The organism is Streptomyces sp. NPDC056373 (genome assembly GCF_042262425.1).
In the GTDB taxonomy this organism is placed as follows: domain Bacteria; phylum Actinomycetota; class Actinomycetes; order Streptomycetales; family Streptomycetaceae; genus Streptomyces.
Genome location: NZ_JBHJPX010000010.1, coordinates 103,728 through 128,621, shown reverse-complemented (window position 1 = coordinate 128,621; position 24,894 = coordinate 103,728). Strand labels below are relative to the sequence as shown.

Annotated in this window: 25 protein-coding genes and 5 tRNA genes; 20 read left to right on the top strand and 10 right to left on the bottom strand. The window is 72.6% G+C overall.

Annotation, left to right across the window (positions count from 1 at the left end; translation table 11 throughout):
• Nucleotides 1–2: 2 nt before the first annotated feature.
• On the top strand, nt 3–500 hold the full coding sequence (locus tag ACFCXS_RS22340; RefSeq protein WP_376645285.1) for a GNAT family N-acetyltransferase: 498 nt from the start codon (nt 3–5) through the stop codon (nt 498–500).
• Nucleotides 501–568: 68 nt separating this feature from the next.
• Here ACFCXS_RS22340 and ACFCXS_RS22335 read toward each other — a convergent pair whose 3' ends face one another.
• Both ACFCXS_RS22335 and ACFCXS_RS22330 read right to left on the bottom strand, forming a co-directional pair.
• Nucleotides 569–997 (bottom strand): hypothetical protein, encoded by a 429-nt coding sequence (locus tag ACFCXS_RS22335; RefSeq protein ID WP_376645092.1) that lies wholly within the window; start codon nt 995–997, stop codon nt 569–571.
• Nucleotides 978–1,337 carry a hypothetical protein gene (locus ACFCXS_RS22330; RefSeq protein ID WP_053668244.1) on the bottom strand — a complete coding sequence of 120 codons (360 nt, stop codon included), beginning with the start codon at nt 1,335–1,337 and terminating at the stop codon, nt 978–980. The genes ACFCXS_RS22335 and ACFCXS_RS22330 overlap by 20 nt, the downstream gene beginning before the upstream one ends.
• 69 nt (nt 1,338–1,406) lie before the next feature.
• On the opposite strand from ACFCXS_RS22330, the gene ACFCXS_RS22325 reads away from it, so the two are divergent.
• The 10 genes from ACFCXS_RS22325 to ACFCXS_RS22280 all read left to right on the top strand — a co-directional run bounded on the left by ACFCXS_RS22325 (nt 1,407) and on the right by ACFCXS_RS22280 (nt 14,902).
• Entirely contained in the window at nt 1,407–2,057 is a 651-nt protein-coding gene (locus ACFCXS_RS22325; RefSeq protein ID WP_376645091.1) for an HAD-IA family hydrolase, read from the top strand.
• 374 nt (nt 2,058–2,431) lie between these two features.
• On the top strand, nt 2,432–3,466 hold the full coding sequence (locus ACFCXS_RS22320; protein WP_376645090.1) for a methionine ABC transporter ATP-binding protein: 1,035 nt from the start codon (nt 2,432–2,434) through the stop codon (nt 3,464–3,466).
• A complete protein-coding gene (locus tag ACFCXS_RS22315; RefSeq protein WP_376645089.1) occupies nt 3,463–4,170 on the top strand; it encodes a methionine ABC transporter permease in 708 nt (235 codons plus the stop codon). The genes ACFCXS_RS22320 and ACFCXS_RS22315 overlap by 4 nt, the downstream gene beginning before the upstream one ends.
• A 61-nt stretch (nt 4,171–4,231) precedes the next feature.
• Nucleotides 4,232–5,050, top strand: a complete 819-nt coding sequence (locus ACFCXS_RS22310; protein ID WP_376645088.1) for a MetQ/NlpA family ABC transporter substrate-binding protein — start codon at nt 4,232–4,234, stop codon at nt 5,048–5,050.
• Between the two features lie 138 nt (nt 5,051–5,188).
• A complete protein-coding gene (locus ACFCXS_RS22305; RefSeq protein ID WP_376645087.1) occupies nt 5,189–5,821 on the top strand; it encodes a GNAT family N-acetyltransferase in 633 nt (210 codons plus the stop codon).
• Nucleotides 5,822–5,966: 145 nt separating this feature from the next.
• Entirely contained in the window at nt 5,967–7,187 is a 1,221-nt protein-coding gene (cbiE, locus tag ACFCXS_RS22300) for a precorrin-6y C5,15-methyltransferase (decarboxylating) subunit CbiE (RefSeq protein ID WP_376645086.1), read from the top strand.
• 379 nt (nt 7,188–7,566) lie between these two features.
• Nucleotides 7,567–12,138 (top strand): nicotinate-nucleotide--dimethylbenzimidazole phosphoribosyltransferase, encoded by a 4,572-nt coding sequence (cobT, locus tag ACFCXS_RS22295; RefSeq protein ID WP_376645085.1) that lies wholly within the window; start codon nt 7,567–7,569, stop codon nt 12,136–12,138.
• A gap of 232 nt (nt 12,139–12,370) precedes the next feature.
• Nucleotides 12,371–13,618 carry a uroporphyrinogen-III C-methyltransferase gene (gene cobA, locus ACFCXS_RS22290; RefSeq protein WP_376645084.1) on the top strand — a complete coding sequence of 416 codons (1,248 nt, stop codon included), beginning with the start codon at nt 12,371–12,373 and terminating at the stop codon, nt 13,616–13,618.
• Nucleotides 13,619–13,681: 63 nt separating this feature from the next.
• Nucleotides 13,682–14,500 (top strand): RNA methyltransferase, encoded by an 819-nt coding sequence (locus ACFCXS_RS22285; RefSeq protein ID WP_352098133.1) that lies wholly within the window; start codon nt 13,682–13,684, stop codon nt 14,498–14,500.
• 3 nt (nt 14,501–14,503) lie between these two features.
• Nucleotides 14,504–14,902 carry an NUDIX domain-containing protein gene (locus ACFCXS_RS22280; protein ID WP_376645083.1) on the top strand — a complete coding sequence of 133 codons (399 nt, stop codon included), beginning with the start codon at nt 14,504–14,506 and terminating at the stop codon, nt 14,900–14,902.
• Between the two features lie 54 nt (nt 14,903–14,956).
• Here the strand turns inward: ACFCXS_RS22280 and ACFCXS_RS22275 are convergent, their stop codons facing one another.
• Entirely contained in the window at nt 14,957–16,405 is a 1,449-nt protein-coding gene (locus tag ACFCXS_RS22275; RefSeq protein WP_376645082.1) for a serine/threonine-protein kinase, read from the bottom strand.
• A 195-nt stretch (nt 16,406–16,600) separates the two neighbouring features.
• Here ACFCXS_RS22275 and ACFCXS_RS22270 point away from each other — a divergent pair, with 195 nt between their 5' ends.
• The 4 genes from ACFCXS_RS22270 (at nt 16,601) to ACFCXS_RS22255 (ending at nt 18,793) form a co-directional block, all read left to right on the top strand.
• Nucleotides 16,601–16,840: a hypothetical protein gene (locus tag ACFCXS_RS22270; RefSeq protein ID WP_376645081.1), complete on the top strand. Its 240-nt coding sequence runs from the start codon at nt 16,601–16,603 to the stop codon at nt 16,838–16,840.
• Between the two features lie 235 nt (nt 16,841–17,075).
• Entirely contained in the window at nt 17,076–17,282 is a 207-nt protein-coding gene (locus tag ACFCXS_RS22265) for a hypothetical protein (protein ID WP_376645080.1), read from the top strand.
• Between the two features lie 202 nt (nt 17,283–17,484).
• On the top strand, nt 17,485–18,423 hold the full coding sequence (locus ACFCXS_RS22260) for a phosphotransferase (protein ID WP_376645079.1): 939 nt from the start codon (nt 17,485–17,487) through the stop codon (nt 18,421–18,423).
• A gap of 79 nt (nt 18,424–18,502) precedes the next feature.
• Nucleotides 18,503–18,793: a zf-TFIIB domain-containing protein gene (locus ACFCXS_RS22255; protein ID WP_344454529.1), complete on the top strand. Its 291-nt coding sequence runs from the start codon at nt 18,503–18,505 to the stop codon at nt 18,791–18,793.
• Nucleotides 18,794–18,865: 72 nt separating this feature from the next.
• Here ACFCXS_RS22255 and ACFCXS_RS22250 read toward each other — a convergent pair.
• The 5 genes from ACFCXS_RS22250 to ACFCXS_RS22230 form a co-directional block, all read right to left on the bottom strand.
• Nucleotides 18,866–18,937, bottom strand: a tRNA-Val gene (locus ACFCXS_RS22250).
• Nucleotides 18,938–18,981: 44 nt separating this feature from the next.
• Nucleotides 18,982–19,053 (bottom strand) — tRNA-Val (locus tag ACFCXS_RS22245).
• 23 nt (nt 19,054–19,076) lie between these two features.
• Nucleotides 19,077–19,148 (bottom strand) — tRNA-Val (locus ACFCXS_RS22240).
• A 1-nt stretch (nt 19,149) separates the two neighbouring features.
• Nucleotides 19,150–19,223, bottom strand: a tRNA-Cys gene (locus ACFCXS_RS22235).
• Between the two features lie 39 nt (nt 19,224–19,262).
• A tRNA-Gly gene (locus ACFCXS_RS22230) sits at nt 19,263–19,335 on the bottom strand.
• Nucleotides 19,336–19,513: 178 nt separating this feature from the next.
• On the opposite strand from ACFCXS_RS22230, the gene ACFCXS_RS22225 reads away from it, so the two are divergent.
• The 3 genes from ACFCXS_RS22225 to ACFCXS_RS22215 are packed head-to-tail and all read left to right on the top strand — an operon-like array spanning nt 19,514 to nt 22,266.
• Complete coding sequence (locus ACFCXS_RS22225) at nt 19,514–20,569, top strand: chorismate-binding protein (protein WP_376645078.1); 1,056 nt, start codon at nt 19,514–19,516, stop codon at nt 20,567–20,569.
• A complete protein-coding gene (locus ACFCXS_RS22220; RefSeq protein ID WP_376645077.1) occupies nt 20,566–21,387 on the top strand; it encodes an aminotransferase class IV in 822 nt (273 codons plus the stop codon). Before ACFCXS_RS22225 ends, ACFCXS_RS22220 begins: the two co-directional genes overlap by 4 nt.
• Nucleotides 21,388–21,441: 54 nt before the next feature.
• Nucleotides 21,442–22,266, top strand: a complete 825-nt coding sequence (locus ACFCXS_RS22215; RefSeq protein ID WP_376645076.1) for a GNAT family N-acetyltransferase — start codon at nt 21,442–21,444, stop codon at nt 22,264–22,266.
• Nucleotides 22,267–22,376: 110 nt separating this feature from the next.
• On the opposite strand, the gene ACFCXS_RS22210 is transcribed toward ACFCXS_RS22215, so the two are convergent.
• Nucleotides 22,377–22,901 (bottom strand): DsbA family protein, encoded by a 525-nt coding sequence (locus ACFCXS_RS22210; protein ID WP_376645075.1) that lies wholly within the window; start codon nt 22,899–22,901, stop codon nt 22,377–22,379.
• A gap of 177 nt (nt 22,902–23,078) precedes the next feature.
• Here ACFCXS_RS22210 and ACFCXS_RS22205 point away from each other — a divergent pair, with 177 nt between their 5' ends.
• Together ACFCXS_RS22205 and ACFCXS_RS22200 are read left to right on the top strand one after the other, a co-directional pair.
• A complete protein-coding gene (locus ACFCXS_RS22205; RefSeq protein WP_376645074.1) occupies nt 23,079–23,528 on the top strand; it encodes a hypothetical protein in 450 nt (149 codons plus the stop codon).
• 157 nt (nt 23,529–23,685) lie between these two features.
• The gene (locus ACFCXS_RS22200; protein WP_104778740.1) at nt 23,686–23,904 is read left to right on the top strand and encodes a hypothetical protein; all 219 of its coding nucleotides are present in this window, start codon (nt 23,686–23,688) and stop codon (nt 23,902–23,904) included.
• 111 nt (nt 23,905–24,015) lie between these two features.
• On the opposite strand, the gene ACFCXS_RS22195 is transcribed toward ACFCXS_RS22200, so the two are convergent.
• A complete protein-coding gene (locus ACFCXS_RS22195; RefSeq protein WP_376645073.1) occupies nt 24,016–24,576 on the bottom strand; it encodes a CGNR zinc finger domain-containing protein in 561 nt (186 codons plus the stop codon).
• Nucleotides 24,577–24,894 lie beyond the last annotated feature (318 nt).

The window sequence follows — 24,894 nt, the reverse complement described above, 5'->3', positions numbered from 1 at the left end:
ACATGGGCATGAGTGTGACCATCTCTGCGGCGACCGGGCAGGACGCGGAGCAGATCTTCAGGCTGCAGTACCTGTGCTTCCAGTCGGAGGCGGCGCTGTACGGGAACTACCGCATCGACCCGCTCGTCCAAACCCTCGACTCGGTCCGCGAGGAGGTCACCCGCGACTGCGTCTTCGTGGCCAGGCTCGGCGAGGAGGTCGTCGGCTACGTCCGGGGCTCGGTCACCGAGGACGGCGCCGCCGCGATCGGCAAGCTCTGCGTCCACCCCCGCCTCCAGGGCCACGGCATCGGCGCCCGCCTCCTCAGGGCAGCCGAATCGGTCCTCGCCGACCGCCACGGCGCCACCCGCTTCCGCCTCCACACCGGCCACCGCAGCGAGGGCAACCTCCGCCTCTACCGCAAGGTCGGCTACGAGACGGTGGGCACGTCCCAGGGCCCCGACGGCGTCCCGATGATCGTCCTGGAGAAGCCGGCGAGCACGTACGCGGCGACGGCTTGATGTCGCCCTTCAGGGGCGCGGGGAACTGCGCGACGAGCCACATACGGCCCGCAGCCGCCTGACGAACCTCAGGCGGCACCCTCCCGGGGCGCACCCTTCCGCAACCAGTAGATGGCGGACACCGGCAAGATCACGGGGATGAACAGATACCCCATCCCGAAGTCCGACCACACGGTCGCGTCGGGAAACGCCGAGGGCTCGACCAGCGTCCAGGTCCCCACCGTCAGCACACCCACCAACTCGGCGGCACAGCACGCCAGCGCCGCCTTCCGCGCCGTCTCCCCACCCCGCACCAACGAGTACGTGATGAACCCGTACACGACACCGGCCACGGCCGACAGCGAGTAGGCGAGCGGCGCCCGGTCGAACTCCGTCGCGATCTGGAACGCGGACCGCGACACCGCCCCCACGACCATCACGCCGTACAGCCACACCAGCAGCGTGCCCGGTCCGCTGATCAGCCGGCGCCTGCTCACCTCAGCCTCCCCAGATGTCATAGAGCCGCACCTCCAGCACCGCCAGCACCACACCGCCGGCGGCCACCGTCACCGAACCCCACCGGGTCCGCTCGGCCAGCGACATGAACCCCGCCGCCGGGACACACGCGAACGCCCCCAGCAGATACGCCACGAAGATGGTCGTGCCCTGCTCCGGCTTCTCGCCCTGTGCGAGCAGCACGATCCCCACGACCAGCTGGACCAGCGACAGCAGCGTGACCACGGCCATCCCGATGAAGTGCCAGTCCTTCGTCGGCTGGTCGCGGTAGGCCGCCCAGCCGCACCAGGCGGCCAGCAGCAGCGCGGCGACGCCGGTCACCAGCGTCAGGGCATTCAGCATGCAGCGACCTTATTACGGCCGAAAAGGCCCCCTGCTTCCGGCCCTGGCCTGCACCGTAGGGTCGAGGGCATGACGATCCACGCGCAGGCCCTGCTGTTCGACAACGACGGAACCCTCGTCTCCTCCCTCGCCTCGGTGGACCGCTGCTGGACGCGGTGGGCCGGGGAGTACGGGATCACGGCCGAGGAGTTCGCGCGCGTCGAACTGCACGGCCGGCCGGCCGCCGAGATAGCCGCCGACCTGCTGCCCGCCGAGGTCGTCCCGGCCGCCGTCGCGCGGATCGAGGACCTGGAGGTGGAGGACGTGCCCAACGACGGGGTGCACCTGCTGCCGGGCACCCGGGCCTTCCTCGACGTGCTGCCCGCCGAGCGCTGGGCCGTCGTCACCTCCGCCACCCGGCGTCTCGCCGAGGCCCGGCTCGACGCCGTCGGCATCCTGCCCAAGACCCTCGTCGCCGCCGACGACATCACCCGCGGCAAGCCCGACCCCGAGCCCTACCTGCTCGCAGCCCGCGCGCTCGGTGTCGACCCGGAGCACTGCGTCGTCTTCGAGGACGCCCCGGCGGGTCTCGCGGCCGGCCGCGCCGCGGGCATGACCACCGTGGCGTTGACCACAACCCATCGGGCCCACGAACTCCGGGCCGATCTCGTCGTCGAGAATCTGTCGGCCCTGTCCGCGCTGGTCACCGAGCAGGGCGTGGAGATCTCCGTACGCGGCTGACGATCCCGGCCCCCGTCCACCGCTGTCCAGCATCCGGACAGCGGAGGGTCGGTCATGACCGTACGCATGTTTTACTGACGACATGACCACGACGAGCGACCGCATCCCCGCGACCGAGGCGACCATGACGCCCGGTGCTCGTTGTATGTGTCGAATGTGCGCCTTCTAGAGGGCCCCTGCACCACCCCCGAGCTCGCGCCCCGAAGCGAGACGCGGCGTGTCCGCACGCCCTGAGCGTCGCGTGACCCGAAGCCGCCCCGCGCACATGTTCTCCCCGGTTCCACTCCCCAGCGAGAACCGTGTCGCGTCCCTGACCGAATGCACCTGTGTCCGGGCACACCCACGCCCGCGCACTCGACAGTGACGGAATCCCAGTGATCACCACCTCGGGCCTGACCAAGGTCTACCGTGCACGCGGCCGTGAGGTCACCGCCCTGGACGGCGTCGACCTGCACGTCCGCGAGGGCGAGGTGTACGGCGTCATCGGCCAGTCCGGCGCCGGCAAGTCCTCGCTCATCCGCTGCGTCAACCTGCTGGAGCGCCCCACCGCCGGCACCGTGACCGTCGCCGGGCAGGACCTGACCGCCCTGGCCGGCCGCGGCCCGCGCGCCGGAAAGGAACTCCGTCAGGCGCGCAGCCGTATCGGCATGGTCTTCCAGCACTTCAACCTGCTGTCCTCCCGGACCGTCCAGGACAACGTCGAGCTGCCGCTGGAGATCCTCGGGAAGTCCGGGCAGGAACGCTCCCGCAAGGCGCTGGAACTGCTCGACCTGGTCGGTCTCGCCGACAAGGCGAAGTCCTACCCGGCACAGCTCTCCGGCGGCCAGAAGCAGCGCGTCGGCATCGCCCGCGCCCTCGCCGGCGACCCGAAGGTCCTGCTGTCCGACGAGGCCACCAGCGCCCTCGACCCGGAGACCACCCGCTCCATCCTGGCGCTGCTGCGCGACCTCAACCGGCAGCTCGGCCTGACCGTCCTGCTCATCACCCACGAGATGGACGTCGTGAAGTCGGTCTGCGACTCGGCCGCCCTCATGGAGAACGGGCGCATCGTCGAGTCCGGCACCGTCAGCGAACTCCTCGCGACCCCCGGCTCGGAACTGGCCTCGGCGCTGTTCCCGCTCGGCGGTGAGGCCTCCGGCGAGGACCGCACCGTCATCGACGTCACCTTCCAGGGCGAGAGCGCCACCCAGCCCGTCATCTCGCAGCTCGCCCGCACCTACAACATCGACATATCGATCCTCGGCGCCGCCATCGACACCGTCGGCGGCCTCCAGGTCGGCCGGATGCGCATCGAACTGCCCGGCCGCTACGAGGACAACGTCGTGCCCATCGGCTTCCTGCGCGAAAAGGGCCTCCAGATCGACCTCCTGGACCACGACTCCGAACCGGTGAAGGAAGGTGCCAAGTGACCTGGTCCGAGATGCAGCCCCTGCTGGAGCAGGCGTGTTGGGACACGCTCTACATGGTCGGCTGGTCCACGCTCATCGCCGTGGTCGGCGGACTGCCGCTCGGCATCCTGCTGGTCCTCACCGACCGCGGCGGCCTCCTGCAGAACCTCGCCGCCAACAAGGTCATCGGGCAGGTCGTGAACATCGCCCGCTCCCTGCCGTTCATCATCCTGATGGTCGCGCTGATGGGCTTCACCCGCTCGATCACCGGGACGACCATCGGCGTCGAGGCGGCCATCGTGCCGCTCGCCGTCGGCGCCATCCCCTTCTTCGCGCGCCTGGTCGAGACGGCCGTCCGCGAAGTGGACCACGGGCTCGTCGAGGCCGTGCAGGCCATGGGCGGCAACACCTGGACCGTCGTCCGCAAGGTCCTCGTCCCCGAGTCGCTGCCGTCGCTGATCTCCAGCACCACCACCACGATCGTCGCCCTCATCGGCTACTCGGCCATGGCCGGAACCGTCGGCGCCGGAGGCCTCGGAGACATCGCCATCCGCTACGGCTACCAGCGCTTCGAGACCCAGCTGATGTGGATCACCGTCGCGATCCTCGCCGTCGTCATCTCGGCCATCCAGTTCGCCGGCGACTACGCGGCCCGCTCCCTGCACCGCCGCGGCGCCCACTCCGGCCCCGCCCCCAAACTGCGGCTCCTCAAAGCCGCGTCCTGAACTCCCCGGACACCCACACGGGGTCGCACCACCCGCAAGGTCATAAGGAAAGGCACTTTTCGTGCGTAACACCGCCAAGATCACCACCGCCGTACTCGCCGCCGGAGCCCTCACCCTCGGGCTCAGCGCCTGCGGCGCGGACAGCTCCGACACCGACGGACCCCTGATCGTCGCCGCCAGCCCCGTCCCGCACGCCGAGATCCTGAACTTCGTCAAGGACAACCTGGCGAAGAAGGAGGGCCTCGACCTGCAGGTCAAGGAGTTCACCGACTACGTCACGCCGAACACGGCGACGCAGGACGGCTCCGTCGGCGCCAACTACTTCCAGAACAAGCCGTACCTCGACGACTTCAACAAGAAGAACGGCACGGACATCGTGCCCGTCGTCACGGTCCACCTGGAACCGCTCGGCCTCTACTCCCACAAGGTCAAGAAGGCCGACGACCTGAAGAGCGGTGCGACCGTCGCCATCCCCAACGACACGGTCAACGAGGCCCGCGCCCTCAAGCTCCTCGCCGCCAACGGGCTCATCACCCTCAAGGCGGGCGTCGGCAACGAGGCGACCCCCTCGGACGTCGCCGAGAACCCCAAGAACCTGAAGTTCAAGGAGCTGGAGGCGGCCCAGACGCCGCGCTCCCTCGACGACGTGGACGCCGCCGTCGTCAACGGCAACTACGCCATCGAGTCCGACCTCAAGCCGTCCAAGGACGCCCTCGTCCTGGAGTCCCCGAAGAACAACCCCTACGGCAACTTCCTCGCCGTGAAGAAGGGCAACGAGGACGACCCGCGCGTGAAGAAGCTCGCCAAGCTCCTCACCTCTCCCGAGGTCAAGAAGTTCATCCAGGACAAGTACGCCGGCTCGGTGCTCGCCTCCTTCTGAGCCCTCGTCCGGCACCCGCGCACGGGGTTCTTCCCCCACCCGGTGGGAAGGGCCCCGTGGTGCGGATCAGTGCTTTCATGCTGCATGCTGGGCAGTTCAGCATGCCCTGAAGGTTCACAGAAGGTTACGGAGCGGCGCATGACGAGCACCTTCCCCAACATCTCCATCAGCACGGAGCGGTTGGTGCTGCGTCCCCTTGACGAGGACGACGTCGCCTCCCTGGCCGCGATGATGAACGACGAACAGGTGGCGGCCTGGACGTCCGTGCCCCAGCCCTTCACGGAGCGCGGCGCCCGCACCTGGATCACCGAGTACGCCCCCACGCAGCGCACCGAGGGACACGGAATCGACTTCGCCGTCACCGAGTTCCTCACCCAGCGCCTGGTCGGCGTCGTCCAGCTCGGCAAGACCAACTGGCACGTGCGCTCCGCCGAACTGTCGTACATCATCGCCCCCTGGGCCCGCGGTGAGGGCTACGCCTCCGAGGCCGCCCTGGCCACCGCCCAGTGGCTCTTCGGGGACCAGAAGTTCGAGCGCATCGAACTGCGCACGGCGGCCGACAACACCGCCTCCCAGCAGGTCGCTCAGAAGATCGGCTGTATCAGCGAGGGCGTGCTGCGCAACGCCTGTATAGCCCGGACCCGTGCCGAGGACGGCACATGGACCGACGTACGCACCGACTTCATCGTCTGGAGCCTGCTCCCCGAGGACCTGGAGGGCGTCGGGGAGCAGCTCCGCGACGGCTTCACGTCCTTCGGCGACTGGAACTGACCGGAACCACCCGGAGGACGCCGGTGACGACGACACCGAAACCCCCTCCGACATCTCCACCGGGTACCCTCACGGAGCCCGCCCCCGGGCTGCTCCCCACCACGCCACGCAGACGACCTGCGAAAACCCCTGGAGACTGACGACGATGGCCGACCGCGTCACGGTGATCGGCTGGGACGGTTCACCGCTGACCGCCGCCGCGAGCGCCGCCCTGGGCGCCGCCACGCTGGTGGCCGGCGCCGCCCACCACCTGGCGCTCCCCGAGGTACCCGCCGGCGCCGAGCGCATCCGCCTCGGCAGTGTCGCCCTCGCCGCCCGCCGTATCGCCGCCCATCGCGGCACGGCCGTGGTCCTCGCCGACGGCGACCCGGGCTTCTTCGGTGTCGTACGCACCCTGCGGGCCCCCGAGTTCGGCCTCGAGGTGGAGGTCGTCCCCGCCGTCTCCTCCGTCGCCGCCGCCTTCGCCCGCGCGGGCATGCCCTGGGACGACGCACAGGTGGTCGTCGCACATCCCCGCACCCTGCGGCGCGCGGTCAACGTATGCCGCGCCCACACCAAGGTGGCGGTCCTCACCTCACCCGGCGCGGGCCCCGCCGAACTCGGCCTGCTCCTCGAAGGAGTCCACCGCTCCTTCGTCATCTGCGAGGAACTCGGCACCGCCCGCGAACGCGTCTCCGTCGTCACCTCCGACAAGGCCGCCGACCACACCTGGCGCGACCCCAACGTCGTCATCGTCCTCGGCGGCCCGACCCGGCCGGACACGGCGGGGGAGACCGGCGGCTGGATCTCCGGCCGCGACCCGTCCGCCGGACCGCGCGGCTGGACCCTGCCCGCCGACGCCTACGGCACGGACCTCGGCGAGGGCGAGACCCGGCTGCTGCGGGCCTCCCAACTCGCCCGTCTGGGGCCCCGCGTCGGCGACCTCGTATGGGACATCGGCTGCGGCAGTGGCGCCTTCGCCGTCGAGGCCGCCCGGGCCGGTGCCGCCGTCCTCGCCGTCGACGCCGACCGGACCGCCTGCGTCCGCACCGATGCCGCCGCGCGCCGCCTCGGAGTCCAGCTCCAGATCGTGCACGGCACCGCCCCGCACATCCTGGAGAACCTCCCCGAGCCGGACGTCGTCCGCGTCGGCGGCGGGGGAGCGGCCGTCGTCTCGGCGGTCGCCGACCGCCGCCCGCAGCGCATCGTCACGCACGCCGCCACCCGTGACGCCGCCGAACTGATCGGCCGCGACCTGACCGAGCACGGCTACGGCGTCGAGTGCGCACTCCTCCAGTCCGTCGAACTCGACACCAGGGCCTGGACGGAGAAGGAACGGAGCGTCGCGTTCCTGCTCAGCGGCGTATTGCCGAAGCGCGGCGCCTGACCCCGCGACCACCCCCGCGACCGTCCCCGTGATCGGTTTGTCGTACTGCGCGCGGTAGGCTGGCCGATCGCTGCACCGCACAAGGACGCCCGGCGCTTCGTCGGCCAATGTCCGGAAAACCCGCCCGTTTTGGGGTGTGTGTGGTACGGCAGAACCGGAGGACGCGCAACGTGGCGCAGTCCACAGCGGAACCGTCGCGGATCAAGCTGCCGTGGGGGTGGTTCGACCGCGACAATGCCAGTGAATGGCTTTGTCGCCTTTTCCGGGCGGACCGTTCGTGCCGCTGGGGACGCACGCTCGTTCTTCACTGCGGGGCGGTCGGTGCGCCGTTCCGGGCGAGCTGGTCGTAGGAGCACTAACCGATGGGCGAGGGGTACGCATGACCGACACCGGCCAGGTCCCGGGCGAGGGACTGCCGGAGAGCGCAGGCATGGTGGAGCAGCCGGACGCCCCCGCGCCCGGTGCGTACCCCTACCTCTCCGAGACCGACGCCGAGGACGAAGACCTGCTGCTGTTGCCGGGTGCCCAGGGGGCCTGGGGCAACGAGGCCCCGCCGCCCGCGCCGGAGCCGGTCCAGGAGACCGTGCACCAGCCCGGCCCGCACGAGATCTCCGGCCGCGACAGCGGCTCGGTCGACCTGGGCGGCGTCCGGCTGCCCGACCCGCCGCCGATCCCGCCCATCACCCCGCGCCGCCCCCTGCACCTCGGTCCGCCGCTGCCCGACAGCTCGGCGAGCCCCGTACGCTCCCTCGCCGACCGCGGCCCCGCCGACGCGCCGGTACGCCAGCCGTCACCGTCCTCGGGCCCCGAGTACCTCGACGGCCCCCGTACCCCCGAGGCACAGACGCAGCCCGCCACGCCCTGGGGCGTACCGGCCCCGCACCCGGCCCAGATGAGCGCCGGGGCGGCGCCTGCGGAAACGGTTGTCCCGGCAGCGGAACCGATGGGCACGGCCCAGGCGGTCGCGACCCAGGTGCAGACGGAGACGGACGGCGCGACACCGTCGGCTCCGGCCGCTCCCGCGCAGCCCGTCCAGGCCGAGCAGCTCGCGGGCACACCCCCGGCTGCCCCCGAGCCCGAGCAGGTCGTCCCCGAGGCCGACGCGGCAGCCGCAGGTGACCCCGTGGTTCCGGGCGCGGTGCCGGGAGTGGACCCGGCGGAGGGCGAGCCGGCTCCGGCCGAGGCCGCTCAGGCTCCTGTGGGTGTTCCCGTCGGTGTGGCAGTCCCCGCTGGTGCGGGTGCCGGCCCGGACGGGGCCCAAGTCGTCGCCCCGGAGCAGGTCCTGGCCGCGCCTGCGGCAGCTCCCGCGGTCCTGGACGTGGACGCGGCGGTGGGCCGAGTGACCGCCGCCCAGGCCGGCCTGGTTGCTGCCGGTGGTTCCGCCGGTGTGGCCGAAGCTCAGGTGACCGAGGCCGGGTACGCGGCTCCCGAGCAGGCCGAGGCCGTCGCCGGCGACCCTGCCGGTGCCGTTCCCGAACCGGGCCAGGTGACTGCCGCCGACGCGGGGGCCGTGGCTGCTCCGGAAGTGGTCGAGCCACCGGCCACGGAGCCGGGACCGGTCCTGAACGGCCCTGCGCAGAACGGTGAACCCGTCGGAGGGTCTCCGGAGGCTCCCGCGCCGGACGCCTCCGGCGAACAGCCCCCGACACCCGCTGCCGAGCAGGCCGTGGTGGCTCCTGCCCCGCAGGCCGGCCAGGTTCCGCAGACCGACGCGGCTCCGCAGGCCGTGGCGCCGGAGCCTGCCCCGCAGGCCGACTTTGCTCCGCAGACCGATGCGGCTCCGCAAGCCGACGCGACTCCGCAGACGGCGGCGCCTGCTCCTGCTCCGCAGACCGATCAGGCTTCGCAGGCCGACGCGGTTCTGGAGGCCGTGGCGCCGGAGCCTGCCCCGCAGGCCGGCCAGGCCCCGCAGGCCGACTTTGCTCCGCAGACCGATGCGGCTCCGCAAGCCGACGCGACTCCGCAGACGGCGGCGCCTGCTCCCGCTCCGCAGACCGATCAGGCTTCGCAGGCGGACGCGGTTCTGGAGGCCGTGGGGCCGGAGCATGCTCCGCAGACCGATCAGGTCCCTCAGACCGGCCAGGTTCCGCAGGCGGGCCGGGTTCCGCAGACCGGCCAGGTCCCCGAAGCGGCCCCCTTCCCGGATGCCGCCGCCCCGGAGCACTCGGCCGTCACGCCGTCCGAGCCCACCGGCGCAGAAGTCGCCGCCCAGGTACCGGACGAGGCAGTCCCCGGCGCTGCCGCGCCCGCGCCCGACGCAGTGGCCCTGGCCCCGGAGGACGTAGCGCAGATGCCGGCCCCGGGCGTTGCCCCCGAGCCCGCCGCACCAGGCTCGGACGAGGCCGCCGGAGCCGGTGCGGGCCTCACCGCCTCCGAGGCCGCGGAGCCGGAGCCGGAGGCCGGCGCCGAAGAAGCTGGGCCCCAGCCTCAGCCCCAGGCGGTGATTGACGCGCCGGCCGCGCAGGACCCCGAGGCCGCGGCTCCGCAGCCCACCCCTCCCGGCCCTCACCCCGAGACACCCGGCCAGGTCGACGCTGCCCGATCCACCGAGCAGGTCGGCCCGGAGGCAACCGCACCGTCCGTCGAGGCCGCCGCCGCTCCCGGCCCGGTCCCGAGCGCCGAAGGCGGCCCTGCCCCGGCAGCGGACGGTGCCGTCACCCCGGCCCCGGAATCGGCGGCCCTGGCCGCCGAGCCCGCCGCGACACCAGCCCCCGCCCCCGAGCCGGACGCCACCGCCCCGGCCCAGCCCTCCGCGACAGCGGCGCCTGACGAGGCCCCCGCACCCGGGGCACCCCTGCCTGCCGCGACGGCTCCCACGGCCGACGCGGTGGACCCGGCCCGGGCCCCGGAGGCGGCCACGGCTGTCCCCGACGCCGAGACCGCCGAGACCGCCGAGACCGCCGAGCCCGAGCCCGACCCCGCCTCCGATGCTGCTGCCGCATCCACCGAGGACGTCACCGTCGTACTCCCCGTCCCCGCCGCGGAGGAGCAGCCCGGCCGGCCGGTACAGGGGCCGCAGCAGTCACGTCCGGCGACGCCCGAGACGCCGGAGCCCCCCGCACCCGTCGTCACCGTCCCGGCCCCCCGCGACGGCGACGCCGAACTCGTACAGAACGCCGACGACCTGGACACCCGGGCCGCCGAACAGGAAGACCTGGCCGACCAGGAACGCCGAGAAGAGAGTGCGGCCTCAGTGGCAGAAGCCCGACAGTCCACGGGCCCCGCGGCCCCCGGCTACGACCCGGCCGAGCGCGAGGCCGTCCTCAAGGTCATGCGTGAGCGGCGTGACATCCGCAACGGCTTCCGCAGCGACCCGATCCCGCACGAGGTGCTGCTCCGCGTCCTGGAGGCAGCCCACCACGCGCCCTCCGTCGGCCACTCGCAGCCCTGGGACTTCGTCGTCATCCGTTCCGCCGACACCCGGCGCGCGATGCACGAACTGGCCATGCGCCAGCGCGACGCCTACGCGAAGTCCCTCCCCAAGGGCCGGGCGAAGCAGTTCAAGGAACTGAAGATCGAGGCCATCCTCGACACACCGGTGAACATCGTGGTCACCGCCGATCCGACCCGCGGCGGCCGTCACACCCTCGGCCGTCACACCCAGCCCCAGATGGCCCCGTACTCGGCCGCCCTGGCCGTGGAGAACCTCTGGCTCGCCGCCCGCGCCGAAGGCCTCGGCGTCGGCTGGGTCAGCTTCTTCGACGAGCGCGAGATGGTCCGCGCCCTCGGCCTGCCCGAGCACCTGGAGATCATCGCCTATCTGTGCGTCGGCTACGTCGACGAGTTCCCGGACGAGCCCGAGCTGTTGCAGGCCGGCTGGTCCAAGCGCCGCCCGCTGTCGTGGGTCGTGCACGAAGAGACATACGGCCGCCGTGCCCTGCCCGGAGAGGAACCCCACGACCTGCTCGCCGAGACCGTCGCGCAGATTCGCCCGCTGGACGCCAAGGCGCTCGGCGAGGCGTGGGAGCGCCAGAAGCGTATGACCAAGCCGGCCGGAGCGCTGGGCATGCTGGAGATCATCTCCGCACAGCTGTCCGGCCTGTCCCGCCAGTGCCCGCCGCCCATCCCGGAGCCCGCGGCCGTCGCCATCTTCGCGGGCGACCACGGTGTGCACGCCCAGGGCGTCACTCCCTGGCCACAGGAGGTCACGGCCCAGATGGTGGCCAACTTCCTGGGCGGTGGCGCCGTGTGCAACGCCTTCGCCACCCAGGTCGGTGCCGAGGTGTGCATCGTGGACGTGGGCGTCGCCGCCGACCTCCCCGCCACCCCGGGCCTGCTGCCCCGCAAGATCCGTGCCGGCACGTCCGACCTGACGACCGGCCCCGCGATGACCCGCGAGGAGGCCAAGCAGGCCATCGAGGTCGGCATCGAGACCGCCCGCGACCTGGTCGCCGCCGGGAACAAGGCCCTCCTGACCGGTGAGATGGGCATCGCGAACACCACCGCGTCCGCCGCCCTGATCTCCGTCTTCACGGGTGCGGATCCGGCGGAGGTCACCGGCCGGGGCACCGGCATCAACGACGAGACCCTCGCCCGCAAGACCGAGGTCGTGCGCCGGGCCCTGGAACTCCACCAGCCGGACCCGGCCGACCCGATCGGCGTGCTCGCCGCGATCGGCGGTTTCGAGCACGCCGCCATCGTCGGGCTGCTCCTCGGCGGTGCGTCCTTGCGGACGCCGGTGATCCTGGACGGCGTCAGCGCCGGCGCCGCCGCCCTGGTCGCCCGCGCGATCGCCCCCGAGGTCCTGGCCGCGTGCATCGCGGGCCACCGCAGCGCCGAGCCGGGCCACGTCGCCGCCCTCAACAAACTGGGCCTGCGCCCGCTGGTCGACCTCGACCTGCGACTCGGCGAGGGCACCGGTGCCCTGCTCGCCCTGCCGCTGGTCCAGAGCACGGCCCGGGCGATGCACGAGGTGGCGACGTTCGATTCGGCAGGAGTGACGGAGAAGTAGGACCCCTGGCCGTCCCCCGTGGGTCAGTGCGCGGGCGCCCCGCAGAGCGGAGCGCCCGCCCCGGCCCGCCCAGGCCCTCCCTGGCCACCCCGGCCCGCCTCGGCCACCCCGCCCGCCCACCGGCGGCACCCTCGGGTGCCCAGCCACTGGACCACCTGAGCCGCTCTCCCTCCCGCCCACTAAAATCCGCACGTCAGGGCACTGAACACCGCCGCAACAGGAGCCGCACCTCATGGCCGAACATCCCGCCTACCCCGTAGGCCTCCGCCTCACCGGCCGTCGTGTGGTCGTCCTCGGCGGCGGCCAGGTCGCCCAGCGCCGCCTCCCGGCACTGATCGCGGCGGGTGCGGACATCCTCCTCGTGTCCCCCGAGGCGACCCCCTCGGTCGAGGCCATGGCGGACGCCGGCGAGATCACCTGGCAAAGGCGCCCGTACCAGGAGGGTGACCTCGCGGACGCCTGGTACGCCCTGATCGCCACCAGCGACACGGAGGCGAACGGCACGGCGTCGGCCGAGGCGGAACGCCACCGCGTCTGGTGCGTCCGGTCCGACGACGCCGACAAGGCCACGGCCTGGACCCCGGCGACCGGGCACAGCGAGGGCGTCACGGTCGCCGTCCTGACCACCGACGCCAAGGGGCGCGACCCCCGCCACACCGCGGCCGTCCGTGACGCGGTCGTCGAGGGCCTGCGCGACGGCACACTCGTCGCCCCGCATCACCGCACCCGCACCCCCGGAGTCGCCCTGGTCGGCGGCGGTCCCGGCGACCCGGACCTCATCACCGTGCGCGGCCGCCGCCTGCTCGCCGAGGCCGACGTCGTCATCGCGGACCGCCTCGGCCCGCGCGACCTCCTCGCCGAACTCCCGCCGCACGTCGAGGTGATCGACGCGGCGAAGATCCCCTATGGCCGCTTCATGGCCCAGGAGGCCATCAACAACGCGCTGATCGAGCACGCGAAGCAGGGCAAGTCGGTCGTCCGGCTGAAGGGCGGCGACCCGTACGTCTTCGGCCGCGGCATGGAGGAGCTCCAGGCTCTCGCCGAGGCCGGCATCCGCTGCACGGTCGTCCCCGGGATCTCCAGCTCGATCTCCGTCCCGGGCGCGGCCGGTATTCCGGTCACCCATCGCGGCGTCGCCCACGAGTTCACCGTGGTCAGCGGCCATGTCGCGCCCGACGACGAGCGCTCCCTGGTCGACTGGCCGTCCCTGGCCCGACTGACCGGCACGCTGGTGATCCTCATGGGCGTCGACAAGATCGGAAAGATCGCCGAGACGCTCGTCGCCCACGGAAAGCCGGCCGACACCCCCGTCGCCCTCGTCCAGGAGGGCACGACCGCCGCGCAGCGCCGCGTCGACGCCACTCTCGCGACGGTGGCGCAGACCGTGCGGAGCGAGGACGTGAAGCCCCCGGCGGTCATCGTCATCGGCGAGGTCGTGAAGGTCGGCGCCCAGGACCCGGCCCCGGCGGCAAAAGAGTAACCCCGGGTAACCCACCCGTCCCGAGCCGTTGGCACCGCACCCAGGACAAGGCAGTATCACCCTGTGGCCGATCTCATCACCGTCGAGGATCCCGACGACCCGCGTCTGCGCGACTACACCGGCCTGACCGACGTGGAGCTGCGCCGCAAGCGCGAACCCGCCGAGGGCCTGTTCATCGCCGAGGGCGAGAAGGTCATCAGAAGGGCCAAGGAAGCGGGCTACGAGATGCGGTCGATGCTGCTCTCGGCCAAGTGGGTCGACGTCATGCGTGACGTCATCGACGAACTGCCCGCCCCGGTCTACGCCGTCAGCCCCGAACTCGCCGAGCAGGTCACCGGGTACCACGTGCACCGCGGCGCGCTCGCCTCCATGCAGCGCAAACCCCTGCCCACGGCCGCCGACCTGCTCCGGACCGCCCGCCGCGTCGTCGTCATGGAGTCGGTCAACGACCACACCAACATCGGCGCCATCTTCCGGTCGGCCGCCGCCCTCGGCATGGACGCCGTGCTGCTCTCGCCCGACTGCGCCGACCCCCTCTACCGCCGCAGCGTGAAGGTCTCCATGGGCGCGGTCTTCTCCGTCCCCTACGCCCGCCTCGACACCTGGCCCAAGGGCCTGGAGTCGGTCCGCGAGGCGGGCTTCACCCTTCTCGCCCTCACCCCCGACGAGAAGGCCCGGTCCCTCGACGAGGCCGCCCCGCACACCATGGACCGCGTGGCCCTCATGCTCGGCGCCGAGGGCGACGGCCTGTCCACCCAGGCCCTGGTCGCCGCCGACGAGTGGGTCCGCATCCCCATGTCCCACGGCGTCGACTCCCTCAACGTGGGCGCGGCCGCCGCCGTGGCCTTCTACGCCGTGGCCACCGGCCGGCCCACGGCCTGAGCGGTGTCCGTGGAGCAGCGCGAGGCGATCGTCGCCGTGCTCCGGCGCGGCGGGCGCCTCCTCGCGATCCGGCGCGGCCCGGCCGTCGCCCGGCCCGGCTACTGGCAGCCCCTCAGCGGCAAGGTGGAGGCGGGCGAGACCCAGGAGCAGGCGGTCGTCCGGGAGGTCCACGAGGAGGTCGGCCTCACCGTCGTACCGGAGGCGAAGGTCTGGGAGTCGGAGACCGACGACCACCGTTTCCGTCTGCACTGGTGGACCGCCCGGGCCGACACCGGCGAGGTGGTCCCCGACCCGCGCGAGGTCGCCGAGACCCGCTGGGTCACGCCGGGGGAGTTCCTGGCCCTGGACCCGGTCTTCGACGGCGACCGCGAATTCTTCGAGCGGATCCTGCCGGAACTGTGACACCCCGCTGAAGCCGGGCGTCGCGCCACGGCCACAGCCGCGCCCTCAGGATCCCTACGGTTCGAAGTTCCGCGGGAGGTCGTCCCGCTGGACGTGCTCCTGACGCACGCCGCCCCCGTCGCCGCCGAGTCCCCGCGCCGGTCCCTGGCAGCCCTGCACCAGGGCGATACCGACCGCCACCAGCAACGTCACCACGACGAACACGAACAGTCGCTGCCGCAGCAACCTCGGATTGGCGGGCCGTAGTTTCGTCCCCGTGTTCCTGGACGCCGGGCGCCCGGTGCCGCTGTGCGGGGCGGGGCGCCCGCCGCTGCCCGACCGCGCGCCCTCGCGCCCGGTGGGCGTCGGCCGCGGCCCCGACCGCGAAGGGGCGCCGCCCCGCGAGGCGCCGGGCCCACGCACCGGCGTCCTGCCGCGGTTGCCGTTCCCCGCCGACCGGTTCCCGCCCCCGGTCGCCCGGGCGCCGCCCCGCGCACCGGTCTGCGAAGCCGTACCGTCCGTCGAGGCATGGCCGTCCCGGGAGGGAGCGGAACCCCGGGGCGGGGGAGTGCCCCGGCCCCGCTGTGCCCCGCCGCCCTGCTGCCCCTGCGGACGCCGGGCCCGCTCGGGGTAGGTGTCGACGGGCCGGTCAATGTCGGCACCGCGCGGCGCGGGCGGCCGGACACCGCCGAGGTCCTGCGACTCCCGGGCCGCGATCTCCTTCAGCCGCAACGACAGTTGGAGCGTGCTGGGCCGCTCCTCCGGGTCCTTCGCCAGACACGCCCGGACGAGCGGAGCCAGCGCGTCGGGCACACCGTGCAGCTGCGGCTCCTCGTGCACCACGCGGTACAGCATCACCTCGGAACTGCCGTGCCCGAAGGGCGAGTCGCCCATCGAGGAGTACGCGAGCGTGGCACCGAGCGAGAACACGTCCGTGGCCGGGGTGACGGCGGCCCCCCGCACCTGCTCCGGCGCGAGGAAGCCGGGCGAGCCGACCGCCGTGCCGACATGGGTGAGCGTCGAGGCGCCGGTGGCCCAGGCGATGCCGAAGTCGATGATCCGAGGCCCCTTGGGGGACAGCAGGATGTTGGACGGCTTCAGGTCCCGGTGCACCACCCCGGCCTCGTGCACCGCGACCAGGCCCTCCGAGAGGGCGGCGCCGACGGCCGCGACATCGGCCGCGCAGAGCGGTCCCTCGGCCGCGACCTTGTCGTGCAGCGAAGGGCCGGGCACGTACTGCGTGGCGAACCAGGGGCGGTCCGCGTCGAGGTCGGCGGCCACCAGCCGGGCCGTGCAGCCGCCGCGGATCCGCCGGGCCGCCGAGACCTCACGGGCGAACCGGGAGCGGAACTCCTGATCCTCCGCCAGGTCGGGACGGATGACCTTGAGCGCGACCCGCTGCCCCTTCTTGTCGGAGCCCAGGTAGACCACGCCCATCCCACCCGCGCCGAGCCGTCTGTGAAGCTTGAACGAGCCGACGACGCGCGGGTCCTCGCGCCTCAGGCGCATCATCGCCATGTTCATCCCCGCTGCCCGGTCCTGTGACGAGCCACAGCTTACGTTTCCGCGGCCGCCCGCGCGCAGAGGCCGCGCCCTCTCAGCGTGATGGATTGTCAGTGGTGGGTGGAAGACTTGAAGGGTGGTCAGGGAGGGCGCGAAGAGGCGGACTTCGCGTGCGGAGTGATCCCAACCACCCGTCGCAGAAGGGGGATTGGTCCTGTGAAGGGTGATCGTGTGGAGATAGTCGTGGACGCGGGGGACACGACGCGCACCTATGACGTCGTGGCGAGCAGAGCGGGACGCAGGGTGGAGACCTCGGTACGCCGAGGTGTCGTGGAAGTGAGCGAAGTCACCCGTAGTGGGAGGGTCGTACGTACTGCCCGCTTCATGGCGAATCGGGTGCTGGCCCTGGTGGAACAGCCCGTTCCGCGCGATGAGAGCTCGGACAAAGAGGGGTGATCCAGGCGTCCCGTCGGGGAAGACCCTGAGACCCACGCCCCCGTCTCCACCCAGGGGAGTACATCGCAGGTGGCGGCTCATCCTCGGGGAGGCCCGGCAATCGGTACGAGGGCATGACGCCGGGCAGGGGCCGGGCGCCTAGATTTGAAGTCAAGCGGCGGGTGGCAGCACTCGTCCCCCGAGGTCAGACGCCCGCCGCTGCCAATGACAACCGATAACGGTCAGGAGAGGGACCATGGCCCAGACGGCTCCGCGGACGCTGCTCCGCGAGGAGGGACGCAAGGTGTACGCCGCCGCGTTCCGCCGCCGCCAGGGCCGTCGCCACCCGCTGGTGGCGACGCTGATGGCCCTTCCCCTGGCGGTCCTGCTCCTCCTCGTCTTCGACGGGTGGGAGACAGTGGCCACACAGGCGTCGTCCGTGGGAGAGATGCTGGGGCGCTGAGCGGCGACCCCAGGCCCGGAAGAGCGGTCCGGGCGGGGACATCACACCCATGAAACCCCGTGGGGACGGGGGTGCGGCGGACGGCACAAATGCCGGCGCAGCTGGGGAGCTGCGCCGGCATTGCTTTTGTCCCGCGCGCGCCGAGCACCCGGAACGGGCCGTTCCCCACGGCCGGATCTCCTTCAGCACGTACTCTCGGCCGGTGACCTCCGCCGCCGTTCCGCTCCTGGCCGGCCTCACCGCCAAGGCCCGAGCCGCCGCCCACGCACGCTCGTCGGCCTGCCCTTGCGGCGCGACCACGCTCGCCGACCGCCCCGACGGCCTGGTGGTGCGGCACGCGGACACCGTCGCCAAGGCTCACGCCCCGGGCACCGAACCGGCCGAACTGGCCGGCCGCCTCAGCGTCGCCGCCCGCCACCCCGACATCCTCCTGCCCCCGCTGGGCCGGGCCCCGGCCACCCTGCACGGCCGCCTCGTGACGTTCTGGCCGTACGGCGCCCCCGTGGATCCCGACGACCCGGACGCCGCCCCTTGGGAAGCCGCCGCCACCCTCCTCGCCCGCCTCCACCGCACGCCGGCCCCGCCCGGCCTGCCCTGCATGCGTGGCCCCGCGAAGGCGGCCCGAGCGGTGACCCGGCTCCGCGAGGCCGGCCCGCACCCCGCGGCCGCCCCCGTCCTGCGCGCCTGGGCCACCCTCCCGCCCTGGGCCCGGGCCGAGGCGCCGATGCCGCACGCCGGCACCCTCTGCCACGGCGACCTCCACCTCGGCCAGCTCGTACGCCGCCCCGTCGACGGCCCCTGGCTGCTGATAGACGTGGACGACCTCGGCACCGGCGTCCCCGCCTGGGACCTCGCCCGCCCCGCCGCCTGGTACGCCTGCGGCCTGCTCCCGCCCGAGGAATGGACCCGGTTCCTCGCCGCGTACCGCGAGGCCGGCGGCCCCGCCGTCCCGGCCGAGGGCGATCCCTGGCCCGCTCTCGACGTCGCCGCCCGCGCCCTCACCGCGCAGACCGCGGCCCGGGCCGTCGCCAAGGCGGCCGCGGCGGGGCGCCCGCTGGACGAGGTGGAGCAGTCGGTCGTGGACGCCTGTGACCGAATGGCTACCGTCCCGCCACAGTTGGCGCAGGAGCACGCGAAGTAGGGTGCAACCGACTGCAGCGGGACAGAGTCTGTCCTGGCGAGATGTGAAGCAGGACCGACCGGCGAGGAGTTGAACGACCATGCAGTGTCCGAAGTGCCGTGCGCCGATGCACACGTACAACCGCAACGGTGTCCAGATCGAGCAGTGCAGCGGCTGCCGCGGGATCTTTCTCGACTACGGCGAGCTGGAGTCGCTGACCCGTCTGGAGGCCCAGTGGTCCCAGCCGGCCCCGCCGCCCCCGCCCGCCCCGCAGGCCTACCCGGCCCCGCCGGCTCCCGCCTGGGGTGCCCCGCACGGAGGCCACGGCCATCACGGTCACCACGGCCATCACCGCAGCAAGAGCTTCGGCCACATGCTGTTCTCGTCCTGACGCACGCCGCGGCACGACGCGTGAGACGCAAGGAGCCCCCGGCCTCGAACGGCCGGGGGCTCCTGTGTGATGTGGACGATACTGGGATTGAACCAGTGACCTCTTCCGTGTCAGGGAAGCGCTCTCCCGCTGAGCTAATCGTCCTCGGGGACCATGCATACGGACTGTGTCCGTTCATGGGCACTGCGTGCGCGATACTGGGATTGAACCAGTGACCTCTTCCGTGTCAGGGAAGCGCTCTCCCGCTGAGCTAATCGCGCGGGTGGGATCTTGAAGGATCCAGTGGACGATACTGGGATTGAACCAGTGACCTCTTCCGTGTCAGGGAAGCGCTCTCCCGCTGAGCTAATCGTCCTTGGAGGTGGAGACGGGATTTGAACCCGTGTAGACGGCTTTGCAGGCCGTTGCCTCGCCTCTCGGCCACTCCACCAGGAGTGTAGGGGTTCGGGAAGATCCCCTTGCTCTTTCGAGCGAACGACGAGGTTCGAACTCGCGACCTCAACCTTGGCAAGGTTGCGCTCTACCAACTGAGCTACGTTCGCCTGTCTTTCCGATCCGCTTGCGCGGCCCGGCGACGTGTTGAACTCTAGCGGATTCCGGGGCCAGCACAAAAACGCGTTTGCGCAGCGTGCTGCGCCTCCCCTGCTCAAGGCTGTCACGGGGCCGCCCGACGGGACATCCCCCGGCCGCCCGCGGGGCACCCGCCATAGACTCGACTGCGTGCTCGACCTCCCTCCTCTCGCCCGCTTCGGCGACCGCGTCGCCACCGGGCTCCTCGACGTCACAGACGACCCCGAGGCCCTGGAGTCCAGCGGTTTCTGGGCCGTCTGCGCCGACTTCGAGGGCCGGCTGACCTGCGCACGCTTCGCGCAGGTCCGCACCGCCCCCGTGCCCGCCCCCGTGCCCGGCGCATGGCACGGACCGGCGGCCGGTGACTGGACGTCCTCGCTCGATCGCGCCGCGTACACGGCCGCCGTGCGGAGGATCCGCGACCACATCGCAGCCGGCGAGGTCTACCAGGCGAACCTGTGCCGGGTGCTGTCGGCGCCCGTCCGGCCCGGCGCCGACGTGGACGCCCTCACGGCACTGCTCGCCCGCGGCAACCCGGCACCCTATGCGGGAACGATTCGCCTGCCGGGACACGGCGTCGAGATCGCCACCGCCTCCCCCGAGCTGTTCCTGCGCCGCGACGGCCGGATCGTCGAGTCCGGGCCGATCAAGGGCACCGGCCGGACGGAGGCGGACCTGCTGGAGAAGGACTACGCCGAGAACGTGATGATCGTGGACCTCGTCCGCAACGACATCGGGCGAGTCTGCGCCACGGGCAGTGTGACGGTGCCCGACCTGTGCGCCGTCGAGAAGCATCCGGGGCTCGTCCACCTCGTCTCGACGGTCCGCGGCGAGCTGGACCACGGGGCCGGCTGGGCCGAACTGATCGGCGCCGCCTTTCCTCCCGGCTCGGTCACCGGCGCGCCGAAGTCCAGCGCGCTGCGGATCATCGACGCGCTGGAGACGGCGCCCAGGGGGCCGTACTGCGGCGGGATCGGGTGGGTCGACGCCGACCGGCGGGTCGCGGAGCTGGCCGTCGGCATCCGTACCTTCTGGATCGACCGGGCCGAGGGCGCGCTGCGCTTCGGCACCGGTGCCGGCATCACCTGGGGCTCCGATCCCGAGGGGGAGTGGCGGGAGACCGAGCTGAAGGCGTCCCGGCTGCTCGCGATAGCGTCGGGAGCGTATGAGGTGAGTGGAGAGGACCTGCGGGAGGACCTGACGTGAAGATCTGGCTCGACGGTGGACTGCAGGACAGCGCGTCCGCCCGCGTCTCCGTTTTCGACCACGGCATGACCGTGGGCGACGGCGTCTTCGAGACGGTGAAGGCCGTGCACGGCCGCCCGTTCGCCCTCACCCGGCACCTCGACCGGCTGACCCGGTCCGCGCGCGGCCTGGGGCTGCCGGACCCGGACCACGAGGAGGTGCGCCGAGCCTGCGCCGCGGTCCTCGACGCCGAGCCCGTGCCGCTCGGCCGTCTCCGCATCACCTACACCGGCGGCCAGGGCCCCCTCGGCTCCGACCGCGGCGATCACGGTCCGACGCTCGTCGTCGCCGTCGGCGAGACGACCCGCCGCCCCGACTCCACCGCCGTGATCACCGTGCCCTGGACCCGCAACGAGCGCGGCGCCCTCACCGGCCTGAAGACCACCTCGTACGCCGAGAACGTCGTCGCTCTCGCCCGGGCCCGCGAACAGGGCGCCTCCGAGGCCCTGTTCGCCAACACGGTGGGACAGCTGTGCGAGGGCACCGGGTCGAACGTCTTCGTCGTCCTCGACGGCGAGATCCACACTCCGCCGGTCGCCTCGGGCTGCCTCGCGGGCATCACCCGCGCGCTGGCGGCCGAATGGACCGGCGCGAGGGAGACCGACCTGCCGCTGGACGTCCTGGAGCGGGCCGAGGAGATCTTCCTGACGTCGACCCTGCGGGACGTGCAGGCCGTGCACCGCGTCGACGGCCGTGAGCTGCCCGGCGCGCCCGGCCCGGTGACCGCCAAGGCCATGCGGATCTTCGAGGAGCGGGCCGGGAACGACCTCGACCCCTGACAACCCCCGGAAATTCGGCTGAACCGGGCCGTGGTTGCGGGTAGAACACCCCTGATGACCACGACCCTGCGGCCGACCGAGCCGCTACAGCAGAACGCCGACGGGACGCGCTCACGCCGTTACCAGGTATGCGTCAACAGCCGTCCCGTGGGGGCGATACACCTCGGCACGCATCCCGTTTTCGGCCGGGAGGTGGCCCGGATCACCGAGCTGCACATCGACGAACCGGACCGCGGGCGGGGCCGCGGCACGGTCGCCGCGCTCGCGGCGGAGGAGGTGGCGCGCGGCTGGGGGTGCCGCCGCATCGAGGCGGCGGTCCCCGCCACGTCCGAGGCGGGCCTCCGGCTCGCCACGGTGCTCGGCTACGTCGTCCGCAACCGCGGCATGGAGAAGCAGCTGGGCGACACTCCGCCGGAGCTGCCCGAGGGCAGCCGCGCCCGGCCCATGACCGAGGCGGAGTTCGGTCCTTGGCTGGAGAGGGGAAAGGAGGGCTACGCGCGCAGCTGGATCGAGCGGGGCGTCCCGGAGGCCGAGGCCCGGGCCAAGTCGGAGCGCGACCACGCCACGCTGCTGCCCGACGGCCTCGCCACCCCCGGCATGCTGATCAGCGTCGTCGAGCACCTGGGGACACCGGTGGGCACGCTGTGGCTGGCGGTGCGCGCGGACCACGCGTTCGTCTTCGACGTGGAGACCGACACCGCGCACCGCGGAAAAGGCCACGGCCGCACCCTGATGCTGCTGGCCGAGGCCCAGACGATCGCGGAGGGCAGGAGGGTCCTCGGCCTCAACGTCTTCTCCGGCAACACCCCGGCCGAGCGGCTCTACGCGTCGCTCGGCTACGAGCCCGAGCAGTACGCGATGTACAAACCACTGCTCTAGCGGCCCGGGAGCCGGTGGCCGAAGCCGCGACCCGGAGAGCCTGAGGGCTGAGGGCTGGGAGCCGGGAGCTGGGAGCCGGGGGAGCCGCCGGCCGGGAGCGGGCGAGGGTGTCAGTGCTGCTGCCCGGCCAGCAGCCGGTCCGCGATCTCCTCGATGCGCTCGCGCAGCCCCTCCTGGCTCTTGCCGCCGTCGAGCCGCTCACCGCCGATGACGTACGTCGGGGTGCCGGTCACGCCGATCGCCTTGCCCTCGGCCTGGTCCGCGTCCACGATCAGGATGTGCCGGCCGTCGACCAGCGCGGTGTCGAACTCCTCGGCGTCCAGGTCCAGTTCGCGGGCCAGTTCGACCAGGAAGGGTTCCCCCGCACGGGCCAGCTCCTCGACCCGCCCCAGCAGGGCCTCCGTGTACGGCCAGCCCCGGCCCTGCTCCCACGCCTCCTCCGCCGCCTGGGCGGCGGCGAAGGCGTGCTTGTTCTTCTCCAGCGGGAAGTGCCGCAGCCGCAGCTCCAGACGCTCTCCGTAGCGGGCGCGCAGGGCACGGAGATCGTCCAGCGCGGTACGGCAGTCCGGGCACTGGAGGTCGCACCAGACCTCGAGGACGGGGGCGGCGGAACGGTCGGAGGAGGAGTCGCTCATGCCCCCAGTCTTCCAGCAGGTGCGCCCCGGAGCGCAGCCCGTATCGGCACCTGCGGAGGAGGAGACCCGGAGATGTCCCTGATGTCGGGCCCGGAGCATGGCCCGCCGGGGTGCGGCGGGTGCAGGATGGAAGGGACGAAGCGTTCCGACCCGACCGTGCCACGCCAGGAGGACCGGATGATTGCCGAGACCGTCTGCTCCGCCGTGTCCGCGGCAGGCCTGGGCATCGCGGTCGTCACGGCGTACCGCAAGCGTTACCTCACAGCGGTCCGGGTCGCGGCCTACTCCCTCGTCCCGATCGGCCTGGTGATGACGGGGGTCGTCAAGTGGCTGGCCGACACCGCGTTCAGCCCGACGGCCTGGGCCGGGTTCGGGGTGCTCGGCCTCGCGTGGGTGCTCTTCATGACCACACGAGCCGTGGAGCGCCGCCGCGGAGGCACCCGCAAGGAGCGCAGGGCCGCTGCCCGGGCGGCCGAGCGGCCCGACGCCGTGGCACCCTCCTCGGCACCCGCCGCTGCGCCCTCGCTGGGGCAGGGCTCCCGCTCCGCTCCCCGGCCCGCGTCGGCGTCCCGAGGCGAGGACGACTTCAGCGACATCGAGGCCATCCTCAAGAAGCACGGCATATGACGGCCGCCCCGGCCCACGGCTGAATCGTCACAGTGAGTCCGCCGGCGCGCGGAAGTGATCACAACCCGAACGGGACCTCGCGGATTCGGCGCACTCCCGCACGGAACGAGCGCGCTGATCGCGTTCGGCCCGGCGGCTGCGTCATCATCGCCGCGAGATGCTGGACACGACGAAACAGAGCGACCCCGCACCGCCGCAGGACGAGCCATGTCCGCCGCGGGACGAGCCCTTTCTCCCGCAGGACGAGCCACGTCCCCGGCAGGACGAGCCGCGCGGTTGCCTCTTCGCCCTCTCCCAGCCACCGCTGATGATCTTCCTGGCGGTGATCGGGAGCCTGCTGCTCATGGCCTCGTTGCACGATCTGCTGTTGCTGTGAGCCTGACCCGCGGTACCCGGCGCCACCCGCCGGGGCCGCGTCGGCATCGACGGCCTGCGCACGGGCCGCGTCGTCGATCACCTCCGGGGACCCGCGGCCCGGCGACGGCTGTCAGCCCGCGGCCTCCTTGCGGCGCGCGCGGTACGCGGCCACGTGCAGGCGGTTTCCGCAGGTGCGGCTGTCGCAGTAACGCCGCGAGCGGTTTCGGGACAGGTCGACGAAGGCGCGTCGGCAGTCGGGCGCCTCACAGCGCCGCAGCCGCTCCTGCTCCCCGGCGACCACGAAGAATGCCAGCGCCATACCGCAGTCCGCGGCCAGGTGATCGGCGACGGAGGCGCCGGGGGCGAAGTAGTGCACGTGCCAGTCGTAGCCGTCGTGGTCCGTGAGCCGGGGGGTGGTGCCGGCGGCCGCGACCAGGTCGTTGATCTGCCCTGCGGCGGTCCGGGCGTCGGGGGCGGCGAAGACGGCGGCGAAGCGTGCGCGGATCTTGCGCACGGCGGAGAGGTCGAAGTCCGAGAGCAGCCCGACATCGCTGATCTCGTGGTTCCGCACGAAGTCCGTGAGGGTCGCCACGTCCGGCAGCCCGTCCGCCGCCGTGTCGTCCTCCGGTGCGGTGTTCACCAGATCGACCACGGTGTCGAGGGCGCACCGGGTGTCGTGGGTGATCAGCACGATTCGCTCCCTGGCCTGAGGGTCGGGCGGGCGCCCGCCGATGCTGGCCGATGGTAACGGCTCCGCCACCGCCGGACCCTCCACATGCCCGCACATGGCTTCGAATACAACGCCTCAGGGCCCGCGGCGGTTCCCGAGGGCCGCAGGGCCCGCGGCGCTGCCCGGGCGGCCGGCGGCGGGTGCGGCGGGCGGGGGAGGGGCGCATGCGCGAACCGGCACCGGGAGGGCGCGCACACGCCAACCGGCACCGGGAGGGGGCGCGCACACGCGAACCGGCGCCGGACCGCGTGAGCCGCGGTATCGGCGCCGGTGTCATCC